Genomic DNA, 14,417 nt, shown 5'->3' with positions numbered 1-14,417 from the left:
GCCGTCCGGTGCGGTCCCGTGCCGGGGCCCGATCCGGGGCTGTCCCGGTCCGGAGCGTTCCGGGGTGGAGCCGCCCGGTCCCGGGCGGGGCGGCCCCGTGCGTACGGCGGCGTGACGCCGGCTCCTCCGCGGTCCGGGTGCCGGCCTCCGTCCGGGAGTGTCCCTCCCGGACGGCGCGCCGCCGCAGTCGTCCGCCCGGGGCGAGCCCCGGACCGCCGGAGCCGAGCCCGGAGACCCGTGCCGAGCCCTCGACCGCCGGAGCCGAGCCCGGAGGCCCGGGGAGAGACCGGGCCCGGGCCGGGGGCCGGCCCGTGGGACCATCGAGCCGTGATCGACCTCGGCTATTCGCTCTCCCGGCGCTTCCCGGACCCACCGCAGACGGACTACCGCACCGCCGACGTCCGGGCCCTGCGGCACGACCTGTTCTGCGGTGACGTCTACCTCGCCGACACCAAGGCCGACCGGGAACTGTCCACAGCCTGGGGATGGGTGCCCGTGCTCGATTTCGCCTGGGGGCTGTGCGACATCGTCGAGCGGCTCGACCAGGACCCGCGCGGCAACCGTTCACATCGCCCGCAGCACGCGGATTTCGACTTCACCGAATCCTCGGACCGGCTGTTCTTCGAACGCCGCTTCGGCTGGGTCGACGTCTCCGCCGACTGGCAGCCCGCCGACGAGCCCCCGCTCAGCTTCAACCACGCCGCTCTGCGCCGCGAGACCCGCGACTTCCTGCACGACCTGATCGCCGACCTCACCGACATGCACGACGGCCTCGCCGACAACCCGGTCGTCTGGGACCTCCAGGCCCGCTACCCGCGCGTCTGATCCGTCCGGCCGGGGCTCGGCGGCCGGTCTGTGCCCGGACGTGCTTGCCGGCCCGCCATGATCGGGGGGGGGTGGCGGCCGGACCCGCGCGTGGGGGCCCGTGGGGCCCGTGGGGGCCCGCACCGCGGACTGACGAGCCCGGCGGCTCGCACATGCACGTAGACGTACGGGGCCCCTCCTCCCTCCGGACCCGTCCGCCTCACGCCGGTGGCCACGGAGAGCGGCACGGTTGTGCCCGGGGGCAGGCCGCGGGTGCTCCGGCTCAACGGGCCCGCGACCGGCACCGTGGCCGCGTCCGGCACCGCCCGGTGAACCGGCGGCCGCGTCCGAACCGGGCCGACAGCACCCACGCCCCGCGTGTCACATTCTCCGTACGCCCGGCCGTCGGTACGGGTGAGAGCAGCTCCGACGAGTTCCGGCACCGTACGAGGGGACGTCCACCATGCCCGACCGGCACCACATCACCGTCATCGGCGGCGGCTTCGCCGGGCTGACCGCGGCCATCACCTGCGCCGAGTCCGGCGCCGCCGTCAGCCTGTACGAGGCGCACCGCGAGCTGGGCGGCCGGGCGCGCACCGCCGACGGCCCGTACCGCACCAACGAGGGCCCGCACGCCCTCTACAACGGAGGTCCGCACTGGCCCTGGCTCGCCCGCCGCGACCTCATCGGCCCGCTCGCCCGCATCCCCCTCGGGGCGCTCGCCGGTTTCCGTTTCCACCGCGGCGGCCGGCTGCGCCGGGTCCCGCCGGCCGGGCTGCTGCGGCTGCGGGGCCGCACGGACGCGCCCGCGGACCGCACGTTCCACGACTGGGCGACGTCCCTGGCCGGTCCGGACACCGCCCGCGCCGCCGCGCACTACGCCGCGGTCGCGATCTTCCATCACGATCCCGGGGCCCTGTCCGCCGCTTTCGTGCAGGAACGGCTGCGCCGCGCCACCCGGATGCCGCCGGAGGCGCACTACCCGGCGGGCGGCTGGGGCCGGATGATCGGGCGGATGGCAGCCTTCGCACGCGAGTTGGGCGTACGCGTGGAGACCGGGGCGCGCGTCGGCGCGCTGCCCGTCGACGACGGGCCGGTGATCGTCGCCACGTCGCTCGACGCCGCCCGCCGGCTGCTGGGCGACGATCCGGCGCTGCGCTGGGAGTCCGGGCGTACGGCACTGATCGACCTGGCGGTGCGGCGGCGGCGCGGTGACGCGTTCATCGTGTCCGACCTGGACGCCCCGGGCTGGCTCGAACGCTTCACGGCCCAGGACCCGGCGCTGGCCCCGGCCGGTGTGGAACTGGTCCAGGGGCAGCTGCCGGTGACCCCGGACGCCGGGCGCGCGGAGGGTGTCGCCCGTGGCGAACACCTGCTGGACCTCGGCTTCCCGGGCTGGCGGGAGCGGACCGTGTGGCGGCGGGACGCGCTGGCGGCGGGACGCACCGGGGCCGTCGATCCGCCGGGCACCACATGGCGCGACCGGCCCGCGGTGGACCGGGGCGACGGGGTGTATCTGGCGGGCGACCAGGTGGCGGCACCGGGGGTGCTGAGCGAGGTCGCGTTCACGAGCGCGCTGAAGGCGGCGACGCTGGCGGTGCGCGCGACGGGCTTGTGAGGGGTGGCGGGGGTGACGGGGGTGGTGGGGGTGGCGGGGGCCGTGCGGTGCGCGGCCCCACGAGCAGTTGACCTCAAGCGCACTTGACGTTGGAGAGTCGGGGGCACGGCATCCGCCCACCCGCCACCGAACCAGGGGGAACCACCATGCTCGCGATCCGCCAGTACGCCTTCGGCCCGGCCGAGAACCTGATCCCGGAGAAGGTCCCCGACCCCGAGCCCGGCCCGGGTCAGGTGCGTGTCGCCGTCGCGGCGGCCGGGGTTCACCTCCTCGACACCGCCATCCGCGCCGGCGCCCACGGCGGCCCGTTCCCGCTGCCCGAGCTGCCGATGACGCCCGGCCGCGAGGTCGCCGGCACCGTGGAGGCCGTCGGTACGGAGGCCGACGCGTCCTGGGCCGGCCGCCGCGTCGTCGTCCATCTCGGCCCGGCGTCCGGCGGCTACGCCGAAAAGGCACTGGCGAGCGCCGAGTCCCTGCACCCGCTGCCGGACGGCCTGACCCCGGAACAGGCCGTCGCGATGATCGGCACCGGCCGTACCGCCATGGGCATCCTGGAGACCGCCGCGATCACCCCCGACGACGTGGTCGCGATCACCGGTGCGGCGGGCGGACTCGGCACCCTCCTCGTCCAGGAGGCACGGCGGCTCGGCGCGACCGTGATCGGTCTCGCGGGCGGCCCGGCCAAGACGGACGCCGTGCTCACCAACGGCGCCCACATCGCCGTCGACTACACCGTCGGCGGCTGGCGGGAACGGGTCCGCGAGGCCCTCGGCGGCCGGGCCGTCACCCTCGTACTCGCCGGGGTCGGCGGCGAACCGGGCCGGGGCGCCTTCGAGTTGCTCGCGCCGGGCGGACGCCAGATCGTCTACGGATGGCAGCCCGACAGCCCGCTGTACCCCACGGACGAGGAACTGGCCGAACGCGGTGTGACGTCCCTGCCCGCCATCGGCCCCCGGCTGCTGAACCGGCCCGGCGGCCTGCGTCCGCTGGAGACCGCGGCCCTGGAGGCGGCGGCCACCGGCCGGCTCGTCCCGGCCGTGCAGGCGTTCCCGCTGACGGAGGCCGCGGCGGCACACCGGGCCCTGGAGGGCCGGGTGACCCGGGGCAAGGTCGTACTGGTGCCGTAGTGGGCAGGGGGCGGGACGGGCGGGTGCCGGGGTTGGGGCGGGGTGCCGGGGCGGGGGTGCCGGGGCGGGGGTGCCGGGGGCTGGGCGCGGGTCGCGCGGGGCGGGGTCGGGCAGGACCCGGGGTCGGCAGCGCCCGTGTCGGGCCGGGCCGGGGTCGGCAGCATCCCGGTCGGCCGGGCCTCGGTCAGCTGGGCCTCGGTCAGCGCACCGTAAGCCTGGCCCCGTCAGCCGGACTCCCGTCAGCCGGACTCCGATCAGCCGTCACACACGACGATCGTCACGCATGTCGATCGTCACGCACGTCGGCCGTAGGCAAGGTCCCCGGCGGCCGAACCGGCCGTTCCGGTGGCGCTTCCGCCCAGTTGCCGCAGCGGCTCGCCGGTCAGCCGGAAGCCCGTCCACTCGTCCATGGGCGCGGCGCCGAGCGCGCGGTAGAAGGCGATGGACGGGGCGTTCCAGTCGAGCACCGACCAGTCCAGCCGCCCGTAGCCGCGCTCGTCGCAGATCCGGGCGAGTTCGGCGAGCAGCGCCCTGCCGTGTCCCCGGCCGCGCGCCCCCGGCCGTACGTACAGGTCCTCCAGGTAGATCCCGTGCACGCCCTGCCAGGTGGAGAAGTTGAGGAACCACAGCGCGAAGCCCTCGACCACACCGTCCGTCTCGGCCATGTGCGCGAAGACGGCCGGGTTGTCGCCGAACAGCGCCCGGTGCAGATGTTCCTCGGTGGCCTCGACCTCGTGGCCGGCCTTCTCGTACTCGGCGAGTTCGCGGATCATGGCGGCGATGGCCGGGACGTCGTCGGCCGTGGCGGTACGGATCATGCCGCCAGATTACGACCGGGCGCGCGGCCGCCGCCCGCCCGGTCACATCGCGGACGGCGGCCCCGCAGGAGCGCGCCGAACGCCCCCAACCGGCGCCGGGGGGCGCTCCCTCGCTCGGACGGCCTCGACGGGCCCGGTGGGGCCCGGCGCCGAGGAGTCCGGTCGTAGGGAGTCCGGTCGCGAGGAGCCCGGCCCCCGAGACGCCCGGTTCGGACGGGCCCGGTTCGGACAGGCCCAGGCCCGGTTCCGACAGGCCCGGTTCGGACGGGCCCCGGTGACCCCCGCGCCGAGAAGACCGCACCGAGAAGACCCGTACCGAGTTGGCCGGGCGGCGGGGCGGCCGGGCGGCCGGGCGGTGGGGCGGCGGGGCGGCGGGGCGGCCGGGCTGAGGAAAGCGGCACGAGAGGGCCGGCACGCACGAGACCCACCGGCGCCTCGTGCCGCTCGGACAACCACGCTTTCGGGCCTCCAGGCTCTCGGGCGCCACCTCCTCGGGCGTCCCCCTCCTCGGGCGTCCCCCTCCTCAGGCGTCCCCCTCCTCAGGCGTCCACGCCCTCAGGTATCCACGCCCTCAGGCATCGCCCCCCCCTCAGGCGTCCGGGCCTCAGGCGTCCCCCCTCGGGCGGCCGGGTCCTCAGGCGTCCACGCCCAGCGTCAGCGTCGCCGCGTATCCGTCCGTCACGGATTCCCCCAGCGCGAACAGCGTGACGAGACCGGAGGCCGCGCCTCCGCCGTCGTACACGCTGTCCTCGTCGAGGTCCGTCTCGGGCGTGGTGTTCTCCGTGTACGGAGCGGCCGCCTGGACCTGCGCGTTGATCTGCGGGTCGAAGAACAGCTGCCCGGTGTGGACGAGTTCGCCGCCGGTGTACGAGTCCTCGGTGAGCGTGACGTCCGTGTGCACCCGCAGATGGACGTGGACGGCGCGCCCCCGGTAGTGCCCGGGCCAGATGGTCGTCAGCTCGACCTGGCCGTTCTCGTCCGTCATCCCCGCGCCGCGGCAGAACGTGCCGTTGTCCGCCTCCTCGTGGCCGTTGCCGCCGACGAAACCGGAGTACTCGCCGAGGTGGTCGCAGTGCCACAGCTCGACGAGGGCGTCCGCGAGCGGCGCGCAGCCGGCGTTCTGGTCGACGACGGTGAGGAGGAAGCGGAGCGGGAAGCCCGGCTTGTCCTCGGCGATGTCGGAGCGGACGAGCGCGCCGGGCAGGGCGTACGGGCCCTCGGTGGCCTGGGCGAGCAGGGAACACACCGCCCGCGCACCACCGGTACCGGCGGTGGCCGTCCCCGTCGCGGAACCGGCACCCCCGGCGGAGGCCATCCCCGCCACACCGAGTCCGCCCGCGGCGGCGACGGCGGCTCCGCCGAGGAGGACGCGACGGCGGCTGACGGGGCTCGGGGCCTTGTGCTTCGGGCCGTGGGAGCGCGGCCCCTGCGAGGAGATGGGTGTCATGGGCATGAACCTAGAACGGATTCCCGTGAATCGTGTAAACGCGGAGGCCAACACGCCCTCGGAACGCGCCGGTTCGCCCGCCGACGCCGGGATATGTCCGGTGCGGCGCGGCAGCGTCGCCCGGCGCCGCAGCGCCGTCCGGCCCACCTCTCACGTCAGCCGCACCCCGCCGAAAAGCCCCCGCAACCGCGAACCGGACAGCCACGGCAGGGTCGAGCCGAACCGAACGTCGCCGTCCGGCCCGACCCCACATCAGCCGCACCCCGCCGGAAGAGCCCACCCCGCAACCGGGAACCGGACAGCCACGCCAGGCACGGCCGAACCCTGCCGCACGCGCCCGCGTCTCAGCCGTTCACCGCCGGAAGAGCCGCGCCCGTAACCGTGAGCCGGGCACACCGGCGGCAGGCGCGGGCCGAACTCGCCACGACGGCGTGCGAGACGGCGGCGAGCGAACCGGCGAGCAGAGTGAGGGGCCAGTTGGCGGCGAGCATCGAGGCGACGGCCAGGGCGAGCGTGGTGACGGCCATGGCCACGCTGACGGTCGTGCCCGCCCAGGCGACCGCGAGGGGCAACCGCTGCGGCACGGGCAGCCGTCGGGCGAGGACACCCGTGACCGCGGGCGTGGTCGCGGCCACCAGCGCGGCGGCACCGGCGACCGCGGCGAGCTGCACGGCCAGCCCGTGCGCCGCTCGCGGCACCAGCCAGTCCTGGCCGGAGCCGGCCCGGCCGGCCATCCACCAGCAGGCGATCAGCAACGGGACGGCGAGGACGACGACCCGTGCGGTGTGCCGGGCCTGGGCGATGGTCAACTCCCGCTGACAGCTCGGCACCAGCTCGTCGGGGCTGCCGAACTCCCGTACGGCCTCCCGGGCGGCCCGCGGACCGGGCACGCCCGCGTGGACGTACGCCGCCACGGTGTCCTCCAGGCCGCCGCGGATCTCCTGGACCATCCGGGCCTTGGCCCGGGCCGGGCCGTGCAGGGCGTCCGCCAGGGCGGCGGTGTACTCCTCGACGGGATCGGCCGGCCCGGCGACAGCCGCGGCGTCCCCCGCCGGCACTCCACCCGGCGGCCCGCCGCCCAGCGGTACTCCACCCGCCGGCACTCCACCCGGCGCCGCGTCGCCGGACGCCGAGCCTCTCACCGTCCCGTCGCTCACCTTCCCGTCGTGCACCTTCCCGTCGTGCACCTTCGCGCCGTTCAGCTTCGCGCCGGCGGACACCGCGTCCCGGGCCTTCATGTCGCCGGCCGGGTCGTGGGGGCGGGATCCAGTACGGAACCGATCGCCGCGGTGAACTCGCGCCACGCCGCCCGCTCGCCGGCCAGCCCGGCCCGGCCCGCGTCGGTCAGTTCGTAGCAGCGCCGTCGCCGCTCACCGACGGACTCCCAGCTGCTGCGGAGCAGGCCGAGCCGCTCCAGCCTGTTCAACGCCGGATAGATCGTGCCCGTTCGCAGGTCGAGCGCGCCGCCGCTGCGCTGCTGGACGGCGGCGATGATCGCGTAGCCGTGCAGCGGCCCCTGTTCGAGCACGGCGAGCAGCAGGCCGTCCAGATGCCCTCGTACAGCGTCTGCCTTCATGAGTAGGCAGCCTACCTAAATCACCGGTAGGCATGCTATGCATTGGCAGCCAATATATTGCTCATGCGCCTCATCGGTCCGGGAGGACCCAGTGACCAAGCTGCTGCTGTCGATCCACGTGCTCGCGGCGATCCTGGTGATCGGTCCGATCACCGTGGCCGCGTCGATGTTTCCGCGCTACGCACGACAGGCGGCACCGGGCGGGGACGGCCCGGGCGGCAGGAAGAGCGCCGACGACCGGCCCGGCGGCGGCGAGTCCGGTGCCGCGGGGCCCGGCGGCGGCGAGTCCGGCGTTGCGGGATCCGGCGGCGGCGAGTCCGGGGCGCGGGCGGCCGTTGTCGCCGCGCTGCTGCACCGGATCTGCCGCGGATACGCCGTGGCCGGTGTCGCCGTACCGGTGTTCGGCATCGCCACCGGCGCCGAACTCGGCGTGCTCACCGACGCCTGGCTGCTGGTGTCGCTCGCGCTGACCGCCGTGGCCGCGGCCGTCCTGGCACTGGCCATCCTGCCGGCCCAGCAGCGCCTGCTCGTATCAACGGAAAGCCGACTCGTACCGGCGGAAGGTCCACTCGTACCGGCGGAAGGCCGACGCACAGCGCCGGGAGGCGGAGCCGATCACGACGGGGGGCGGCACGACGGGGGGCGGCACGACACGTCGCGGCGTACGGCGGCCCGGCTGACCATGCTCACCGGGGTGTTCAACATCCTGTGGGCGGTCGTCGTCGTCCTCATGATCGTCCGCCCCGGCTCGACCACGGGAGCGTGATCCGGTGCGCACCCTGCGATTCGCGGCCGCCGCCGAAGCGGTCTCCCTCACGATCCTGCTGCTCAACCTGCTGACCACACACACCGAGGCGGTCGCCTCGCTCGTCGGCCCCCTCCACGGCACCGCCTACCTGGTCACCGTCGTGGCCGTGTGGCAGATCCCGGACACCCGGGGAACGGGCGCCCGGTGGCGCGCGGCGGTCCCGGGGATCGGCGGCCTGCTGGCCGTACGCCGGCTGCGTCACGACCGGAGCGCCCCGCCCGCAGGACCGGCCGTGAGGACCGCGGACCCCTCGTGAGGACCGCGGCCCCGTCGGGAGCACCACAGCCCCCGTCGCGAGCACCGCACCGCAGCGCTGCCCAAGCCCGCAAACCCCAGACCCCAGACCGCAGGCCACAGACCACAGACCACAGACCACAGACCCCAGACCGCTGCTAGGGACGCCCGCCCACTGCAAGGGACGCCAGCCCACTGCCGACAAGGACTACAACACATCCTCCAACTCCTGGAGCAGCCGCCGCTTCGGCCGGGTTCCGACCATCGACTTCACCGGCTCACCGTCGCGGAAGAGGAGCATCGTGGGCATCGACAGCACCCCGTACGCGTTCGTCGTCACGGGGTTGCTGTCCACGTCCAGCTGTACGACCTTGAGCCGGTCCCCCACCTCCGCTGCCACGGCGCTCAGCACCGGCGCCAACTGGTGGCACGGCGGGCACCAGGCGGCGGTGAACTCAACCAGCACCGGCCCCTCCGCGCGCAGCACGTCGCCGTCGAAGCCCGCGTCCGTGACCTCGTCCACACCCGCGGCTCTGATCATCGTCACCCTCCCAGCTCGCACCGCGGCTCGGGCCCGCCTCGCAATTCGGCCTCCGCCCTGACCAACTGCGCACCCACCTGCTCGCGTACGGACCGCAGCTCACCGATGAGCACGTCGAGTTCGGCGAGCTTCCGCCGGTAGACGTCGAGCGAGGCGGGACAGGAGTCCCCGGCCGGATGCCCGGCCCGCAGGCACTCCACGAAGGGCCGGGTCTCCTCCAGCCCGAACCCGAAGTCCTGCAACGTACGGATCTGCTCCACGAGCCGCAGATCGTCGTCGCCGTAGACCCGGTAACCGTTCCCCGCACGCCTGGTGGGCAGCAGCCCCCGGGACTCGTAGTACCGCAGGGTCCGGGTGCTGACCCCGGCCCGCTCCGCCAGTTCGCCGATGCGCATGAGGGGGACGGTATTCCTTGACCCCGACGTCAAGGCAACGAACAGCCCGAGTGCGGCGGACCCCGCCCAACCGCCCGACCGCCCGACCGCCCGCCCTCGGGGCCGCCCGGTCTCCCCAGGCACAGCCGCGCGGCGGGACCCGGCGAACGCGAAGACGCCGACGAACCGGACGGGGAAGGGCCCCGACGCCGCGGCCGCCCGGGACGAACCGAACGGGGCGAGGGCCGAACCGGGCGAGGGTGACCCGGGCAACGCCGAACCAGGCAACGCCGAACCGGACCGAAACCAAACGGACTGGGACCGAACGGACTGGAACGGTCGCGCCACGGGGAAGTACCGATCACGATCAGGCCATCGCACGGGGGCAGACGGTGAACGCAGACACGATCACGGCCGCCGCGGCCACAGCCATAGCACTCGGTTCGCTGTGGGTCAGCTACACCCAGACGAGGTCCACCCGGCTGCACAACCGGCAATCGGTGAGGCCCTTGCTGGTGATGCGGCGCGTCAGGGGATGGGAGGAACGCAAGGTCGGCCTCCAGGTCACCAACGCGGGGCTCGGACCGGCCGTCGTGACCCGCACAACGGTACGACTGGACGGGCAGGACATCGGCCACTGGAACCGTCCCGTCCAGCACCGCGTCAAGGATCCCCTGCCGGTGCGGCCCATGTCGTACTCACTCCGCCCCGGCGACGTGGTCCTGGCAGGCCAGTCCGTCTACCTGCTGCACATCGACGAGGAGTTCGACGGGACCGTGCACGGCGACTTCTGGGAACTGATCACCCGGCGGCTGGAAATCGAGATCCGGTACGAATCCCTCTACGGCGGCGAGAACTTCCGCGTACGACCCCCCGCGTGGTGACGCCCCCGGACCCCGCACAGCGCTACGACCGCCGGCCCCGGCCCTACGGCCACGCCGGAGACCGGCCACCCCATCACTCCGACCCACGAACGCCGAATGCCCCGGACGCTTGATCGTTCGGGCGTTCGGCATTCGGCGTTCGCGACTGTCGGGTTCGCACCGACAACCTTCGCTTTACAAGTTCGATCACCGGACTGTACGACCTGCTCGGCTCTCGTGCCCTCGACGACTACTGGTCCTCGTAGGGCTGACCCGTTCCGCTGCTGTTCGAGGGCGTTGATGTCATCTGGTGATGTCAGCCGCAGCGGTGCCCGGCGTCACTTCTTACGGCGCTTGCGCGCCTTCGCCTTACGCCTCTCGATGGTGTACGACGACCAATCGCCACGATGGCGGTAGCAGCGTGACGCGCCAACCATCGCGAGGTTTTGACACCGGGTGCCCTTCTCCGTCCACGCTCCGCACTTCGACTGTGTACGCGCCACGATGAGCCCTCCCCTGAGCCGCCTCGTCTCGCGTCGTCCACGATCGCCTATTGCTGCGGGCCTGAGAAGGGAGCACGAGGGGGACGCAGGAGCGCTCGCAGAGCACGTACGCGCCCTTCGCGCACTACCTTGCGGACCTGCATCGCGCTACAGCAGCTACAACCATCTCGCCGATACAGACGTCTTGAATGCTGATATGCCCTAAGTAACGAGTGGGCCTGAGGGAGGAGCATTGTGGATGCTGGGACTTCGGCTGTGCTCGCGGGCGGAATAGCTGGAGCTGTGTCGCTGGGCGGAACTTGGATCACATACCTGCAAGCCAAGCGACAGACGAAATCAGAGGCCCAACTTCAGCTCCGCGAGCCCCGTAAACGAACTTACAGAGACTTCCTGCAGACCTGCCGGAAGACCTTGCATGTACTTATTGACCTGCAAGAAGAAGAATCTCATGAGGCTGATGCTGGACGCATTGAGCACGCGCTTGAGCAACATTTGCCCGCGCTACAACGCGTCCTCGCAGAGGTTAATCTGGCAGGCCCCGAGGTGGTCAGCAAGACTGCCGACGAGACCGTAGAGGCTTTCAACGCCCTGTATCAGGATGCCTATAATTGGAATGCAAGCGGGGGAGACACCCACGACGACGGCCGCCCGATCGGCTTCGGAAACGACTACACCCACGACATCAGGGTGGCACTGGACCGCTACCTGAAGGAAGCACAGAAAGCCCTAGCCACGTCCGCAGACGGGTAGAAGAGGGACGTGGCGAACAAGGTGTGACACTGGGCACCGCTGGTCCCACTTCCACAGCACAGGACCGCCCGAACGCTAGTCGAGCCAGTCTGATCGCTCACGAACACGATCGTCTAGCTTCCCTGCTGTTAAGTCCCGCAGCGCATACGCGTAGCCAGCCATGACCGCATCGTGCACGAGATCATGCAGGTCGACGGGAATCTGTTCGTACACGCCAGAGCAAACGTTCTGAGCGGCCTCATGAGCAGAGCTGTAATCCACATCCCGGATCTCGGCGTCCAAACCGTTCCTGAGACGGAGTAGTTCTTCCGCTCGGTCAGAGTTCATAGCAATCGCGATACCCGCCGAACTGCCTCAGCAGCCATCTGACCAAGGTCGGTGGAGCGGGTTTGGGCGGTGGCCTGCCCGGTCTGGGGTCGAGCATGATCAGGGGGCCGTACGCTTGCTGGCTACTCGGGCAGGCTTGACCCCTGCCCGCAATGTGACCGAGTGGCCCCCTGGTCTTGCTCGACGCGGGCCCCGGACCGGGGAGGTGCCTAAAGCCGTGGAGCCGACCGCCCCAGCCACAGAGGGTGTCTTCCCACCTTCATGGCCGCAGTCGCCGGCGCGCCGCCGGGCGCGGCCAGCCGGGGCGAAGACAGGAGGCAGGCCGCGCCGCAGAGGCGGCGCGCGCCCGCGCCGTGCGCGGGCCTTGAACCCGTAGAGAAGGTTTTTACTCAGCCAGCCGCTGCGGTGTGTCCGGTCCCGGGTGATGCTTGACAGTTCAGTCCCAGCTGATGGTTGGTTCACAGTTCGGGCCCGGGTGATGGTTGACACCCCTTGAGGAAGGTCCAAGCTCCGGACTGGTTCGATCGCCGAGTCAGGCGCGGGGTGCACTGGCTGGGACAGCGGCAGATGCCCCGCCATCGCCCGAGGTGGGGCGACGGCCTCGTTCCCCTGCAGGCACGGGTCGAATCGTTCGGTCACCTGCGCGGATCATCACGGTGAGGACCGGCGAGGCCGGTGACGGCTGGCTGTGGCCGATGTCCTCGTAGCCCCATGAGGTGTAGAGCGCGTGGACTTTTCCGTTGCCGGCGGCTGGGTTGACCATGAGCGTGATGTACGGCTCGTCGCGGGTGGCGAGGAGTGTGTCGTGGATGCGGCGGGCAGTGCCGGTTTTGCGCCAGGTCGGCCGTACGCCGATTTCCTTGAGGGCCACGGCTGGGTGCTCGGTGTATTTCTCCGCCGGCGTCGGGGTGGTGCGCTGCCAGTACCGGTCGCCGTGCTCGATGGTGTTGCCGTAGGCGTAGCCGACCGGGTGTCCGTCCGCGTAGGCGAGGACTGCTGTGAATCCCGGTTCGGTGCTGTGCCGGTCCAGGCGTTCGCCGAAGGCGGTGATCGCGTAGTTCGGCAGGTGGAGCAGCGGCGCCCGTACGTCGGCGTACACGTCGAGGAGATCGCCGCGGGCGGTGTCGAGCGTGGTGAAGGTGCGCAGTTCGACGGTGGGGGCCGTGGTCATGCGGCCATCTTCCAGGTGGCGGAGTGTTCGGTCCAGGTTTGCACGGTGCTGCTGCCCTGCGCCGTGGCACGCAGGGCTGCGCCGAACTCTTGCAGCATGCGTGCCACCCGGGCGTGTTGGGTGGCGGCGGTGGCGGTAACCGTCATCGCGGTGGCCGTGGCGGTGTCGGCCGCGCCCTGGGCGAGCTGGGCGTGGGCGAGCCGGGTGGTGGCGATGGCTCGGGAGCGGACCATGTGCGGGCGGAGTGCGGACAGGCAGCGGTGGGCGTGGTATTCGGCGGTCGGGTGGTCACCGAGTGCCAGATATGCCGACAGGGCCAGGGAGTCCAGCTCGCACTGGTCGTAGAAGGCGAGCATCCACACCGGCCGGTGTTCGGCCGGATCGGCGCGCAGCATGGCGTCCTGGGCCTGGTCGAAGGCGCGTCGCGTGGAGGTTCGGTCCTGTGCGGTGCCGTGGATGGCTCCCTGGCGGGCCAGGCCGAGGGATGCGAACAGGGGGTCGCGGCGGGTGAGGTGCAGGTTGCGGGCGACGTCGTTGGCGGCGAGTGCGTCGGCAGGGCGGCCCATGTGCCGGTACATCGTTCCGGCGTGGCTCCAGATGCGGAACTTGATGGTCTGGTCGCCGGACATTTCCGCGAGTGCCTGGGCCTCCCGCATGTGCTTCTTGGCGTCGTCGTAGCGACGTCCGTCGATGGCGGCCCACAGGGCGGAGGAGCGGAATGCCGCTGCGGAGGCGTAGAGGTTGCTGCGTACGCGCTGGGTGGCGCTGCCCGCGTTCTGGAGGTTCAGCGCTTCGTCGGCGAGCGCTGCGGCCTTCTGTTCGATGCCGAGTTGCCCGCCGTGGCGGTGGTCGCTGGCGATGATCTCAGCGAAGCGCTTCTGCAGCCGGCCGACGTCGCTCATGCCGATGCGGCGTAATCCCGCGGCGCCAGGGGCGGCTGCTGCTGTGGCGGCAGCCGCCGCGATACCGCCGACGAGGGTACGGCGTTTCATGTCGGGCTCCTCCTGGTGCGGTGGGGCCTGGGTGGACGGATTCCGGCCCCGTGGCACGAACCCTAAGGCGGAGGCAGGGAGGTCGGCGATGTCCTCAAGGGCCTTGCGGGTGGCCGACTTGGGCCATGTGACCCGGCCCGCTTTCCAGGCCCGGACCGATGAACCGTCGAGGCCTCCCGGCCGTCCGGTAAGCCGTTGCAGGGCACCGTTCACAGCGTCCGCAAGGCTGTTGGAGCTGTAGCCGTGTTCGGCCATCCACACCTCAAGGGTGGTGTTGCGCGCGGCGTTCACCTACGCACCGTAGCGCCACGCTCACTCTCGCGTCAGGTAAACAGCCGGTCAAATCGCCCTACCCGTTCCCGCGGATGGCTGCGGGATCGCCCTAACCAGCGAAAGACCGGGAGCGGTTTTCTGGGTGCTGGTCGCCCATTCCCTCCCGTGTGGGCGGCTGTTGACGGCCCCTT

15 protein-coding genes and 1 pseudogene are annotated in these 14,417 nt (G+C 72.2%); 7 read left to right on the top strand and 9 right to left on the bottom strand.

Annotation, left to right across the window (positions count from 1 at the left end):
• The first annotated feature begins 327 nt into the window (after positions 1-327).
• The 3 genes from GCU69_RS23705 (at position 328) to GCU69_RS23695 (ending at position 3,549) form a co-directional block, all read left to right on the top strand.
• Positions 328-825 carry a hypothetical protein gene (locus GCU69_RS23705; protein ID WP_156207116.1) on the top strand — a complete coding sequence of 166 codons (498 nt, stop codon included), beginning with the start codon at positions 328-330 and terminating at the stop codon, positions 823-825.
• A 442-nt stretch (positions 826-1,267) separates the two neighbouring features.
• The gene (locus GCU69_RS23700) at positions 1,268-2,422 is read left to right on the top strand and encodes an NAD(P)-binding protein (protein WP_156207115.1); all 1,155 of its coding nucleotides are present in this window, start codon (positions 1,268-1,270) and stop codon (positions 2,420-2,422) included.
• A 146-nt stretch (positions 2,423-2,568) separates the two neighbouring features.
• Positions 2,569-3,549, top strand: coding sequence for a zinc-binding dehydrogenase (locus GCU69_RS23695; RefSeq protein WP_098755468.1), 981 nt, complete (start codon positions 2,569-2,571; stop codon positions 3,547-3,549).
• Between the two features lie 293 nt (positions 3,550-3,842).
• On the opposite strand, the gene GCU69_RS23690 is transcribed toward GCU69_RS23695, so the two are convergent.
• From GCU69_RS23690 to GCU69_RS23675, 4 genes are all read right to left on the bottom strand, one after another.
• Positions 3,843-4,367, bottom strand: coding sequence for a GNAT family N-acetyltransferase (locus tag GCU69_RS23690; RefSeq protein WP_098755466.1), 525 nt, complete (start codon positions 4,365-4,367; stop codon positions 3,843-3,845).
• Positions 4,368-5,001: 634 nt separating this feature from the next.
• On the bottom strand, positions 5,002-5,814 hold the full coding sequence (locus GCU69_RS23685; RefSeq protein WP_235978661.1) for an intradiol ring-cleavage dioxygenase: 813 nt from the start codon (positions 5,812-5,814) through the stop codon (positions 5,002-5,004).
• 344 nt (positions 5,815-6,158) lie between these two features.
• Positions 6,159-7,052 (bottom strand): permease prefix domain 1-containing protein, encoded by an 894-nt coding sequence (locus tag GCU69_RS23680; protein WP_218037970.1) that lies wholly within the window; start codon positions 7,050-7,052, stop codon positions 6,159-6,161.
• On the bottom strand, positions 7,049-7,390 hold the full coding sequence (locus GCU69_RS23675; protein WP_176604636.1) for a PadR family transcriptional regulator: 342 nt from the start codon (positions 7,388-7,390) through the stop codon (positions 7,049-7,051). Before GCU69_RS23675 ends, GCU69_RS23680 begins: the two co-directional genes overlap by 4 nt.
• Before the next feature lie 91 nt (positions 7,391-7,481).
• On the opposite strand from GCU69_RS23675, the gene GCU69_RS23670 reads away from it, so the two are divergent.
• Complete coding sequence (locus tag GCU69_RS23670) at positions 7,482-8,156, top strand: hypothetical protein (protein ID WP_156207113.1); 675 nt, start codon at positions 7,482-7,484, stop codon at positions 8,154-8,156.
• A 4-nt stretch (positions 8,157-8,160) separates the two neighbouring features.
• Positions 8,161-8,454 carry a DUF3817 domain-containing protein gene (locus GCU69_RS23665; RefSeq protein ID WP_098753462.1) on the top strand — a complete coding sequence of 98 codons (294 nt, stop codon included), beginning with the start codon at positions 8,161-8,163 and terminating at the stop codon, positions 8,452-8,454.
• A 186-nt stretch (positions 8,455-8,640) separates the two neighbouring features.
• Here the strand turns inward: GCU69_RS23665 and GCU69_RS23660 are convergent, their stop codons facing one another.
• Positions 8,641-8,973 carry a thioredoxin family protein gene (locus GCU69_RS23660; RefSeq protein ID WP_098753461.1) on the bottom strand — a complete coding sequence of 111 codons (333 nt, stop codon included), beginning with the start codon at positions 8,971-8,973 and terminating at the stop codon, positions 8,641-8,643.
• A gap of 2 nt (positions 8,974-8,975) precedes the next feature.
• Positions 8,976-9,368 carry a MerR family transcriptional regulator gene (locus tag GCU69_RS23655; RefSeq protein WP_098753460.1) on the bottom strand — a complete coding sequence of 131 codons (393 nt, stop codon included), beginning with the start codon at positions 9,366-9,368 and terminating at the stop codon, positions 8,976-8,978.
• Positions 9,369-9,739: 371 nt separating this feature from the next.
• On the opposite strand from GCU69_RS23655, the gene GCU69_RS23650 reads away from it, so the two are divergent.
• Both GCU69_RS23650 and GCU69_RS23645 read left to right on the top strand, forming a co-directional pair.
• Complete coding sequence (locus GCU69_RS23650; protein WP_098753459.1) at positions 9,740-10,231, top strand: hypothetical protein; 492 nt, start codon at positions 9,740-9,742, stop codon at positions 10,229-10,231.
• A 716-nt stretch (positions 10,232-10,947) separates the two neighbouring features.
• Complete coding sequence (locus GCU69_RS23645; RefSeq protein WP_156207112.1) at positions 10,948-11,463, top strand: hypothetical protein; 516 nt, start codon at positions 10,948-10,950, stop codon at positions 11,461-11,463.
• A 75-nt stretch (positions 11,464-11,538) separates the two neighbouring features.
• On the opposite strand, the gene GCU69_RS23640 is transcribed toward GCU69_RS23645, so the two are convergent.
• From GCU69_RS23640 to GCU69_RS23630, 3 genes and pseudogenes are all read right to left on the bottom strand, one after another.
• Positions 11,539-11,745: a hypothetical protein gene (locus tag GCU69_RS23640; protein ID WP_156207111.1), complete on the bottom strand. Its 207-nt coding sequence runs from the start codon at positions 11,743-11,745 to the stop codon at positions 11,539-11,541.
• A gap of 688 nt (positions 11,746-12,433) precedes the next feature.
• Positions 12,434-12,961, bottom strand: a pseudogene (locus tag GCU69_RS23635) (N-acetyltransferase family protein); the annotation flags it as partial.
• Positions 12,958-14,244 (bottom strand): XRE family transcriptional regulator, encoded by a 1,287-nt coding sequence (locus tag GCU69_RS23630; protein WP_408055841.1) that lies wholly within the window; start codon positions 14,242-14,244, stop codon positions 12,958-12,960. The pseudogene GCU69_RS23635 and the gene GCU69_RS23630, both read right to left, overlap by 4 nt.
• Positions 14,245-14,417: the final 173 nt, after the last annotated feature.

It is taken from the genome of Streptomyces lycii (assembly GCF_009735685.1).
Lineage (GTDB): Bacteria > Actinomycetota > Actinomycetes > Streptomycetales > Streptomycetaceae > Streptomyces > Streptomyces lycii.
The sequence above is the reverse complement of the archived record's forward strand: the minus strand, read 5'-3'. Positions and strand labels throughout refer to the sequence as shown.

Bases quoted from the DNA above. Each gene is read 5' to 3' on its own strand.
- GCU69_RS23700 (WP_156207115.1), top strand. From the start codon at position 1,268: ATGCCCGACCGGCACCACATCACCGTCATCGGCGGCGGCTTCGCCGGG.
- GCU69_RS23695 (WP_098755468.1), top strand. From the start codon at position 2,569: ATGCTCGCGATCCGCCAGTACGCCTTCGGCCCGGCCGAGAACCTGATC.
- GCU69_RS23690 (WP_098755466.1), bottom strand. From the start codon at position 4,367: ATGATCCGTACCGCCACGGCCGACGACGTCCCGGCCATCGCCGCCATG.
- GCU69_RS23685 (WP_235978661.1), bottom strand. From the start codon at position 5,814: ATGACACCCATCTCCTCGCAGGGGCCGCGCTCCCACGGCCCGAAGCAC.
- GCU69_RS23680 (WP_218037970.1), bottom strand. From the start codon at position 7,052: ATGAAGGCCCGGGACGCGGTGTCCGCCGGCGCGAAGCTGAACGGCGCG.
- GCU69_RS23675 (WP_176604636.1), bottom strand. From the start codon at position 7,390: ATGAAGGCAGACGCTGTACGAGGGCATCTGGACGGCCTGCTGCTCGCC.
- GCU69_RS23660 (WP_098753461.1), bottom strand. From the start codon at position 8,973: ATGATCAGAGCCGCGGGTGTGGACGAGGTCACGGACGCGGGCTTCGAC.
- GCU69_RS23655 (WP_098753460.1), bottom strand. From the start codon at position 9,368: ATGCGCATCGGCGAACTGGCGGAGCGGGCCGGGGTCAGCACCCGGACC.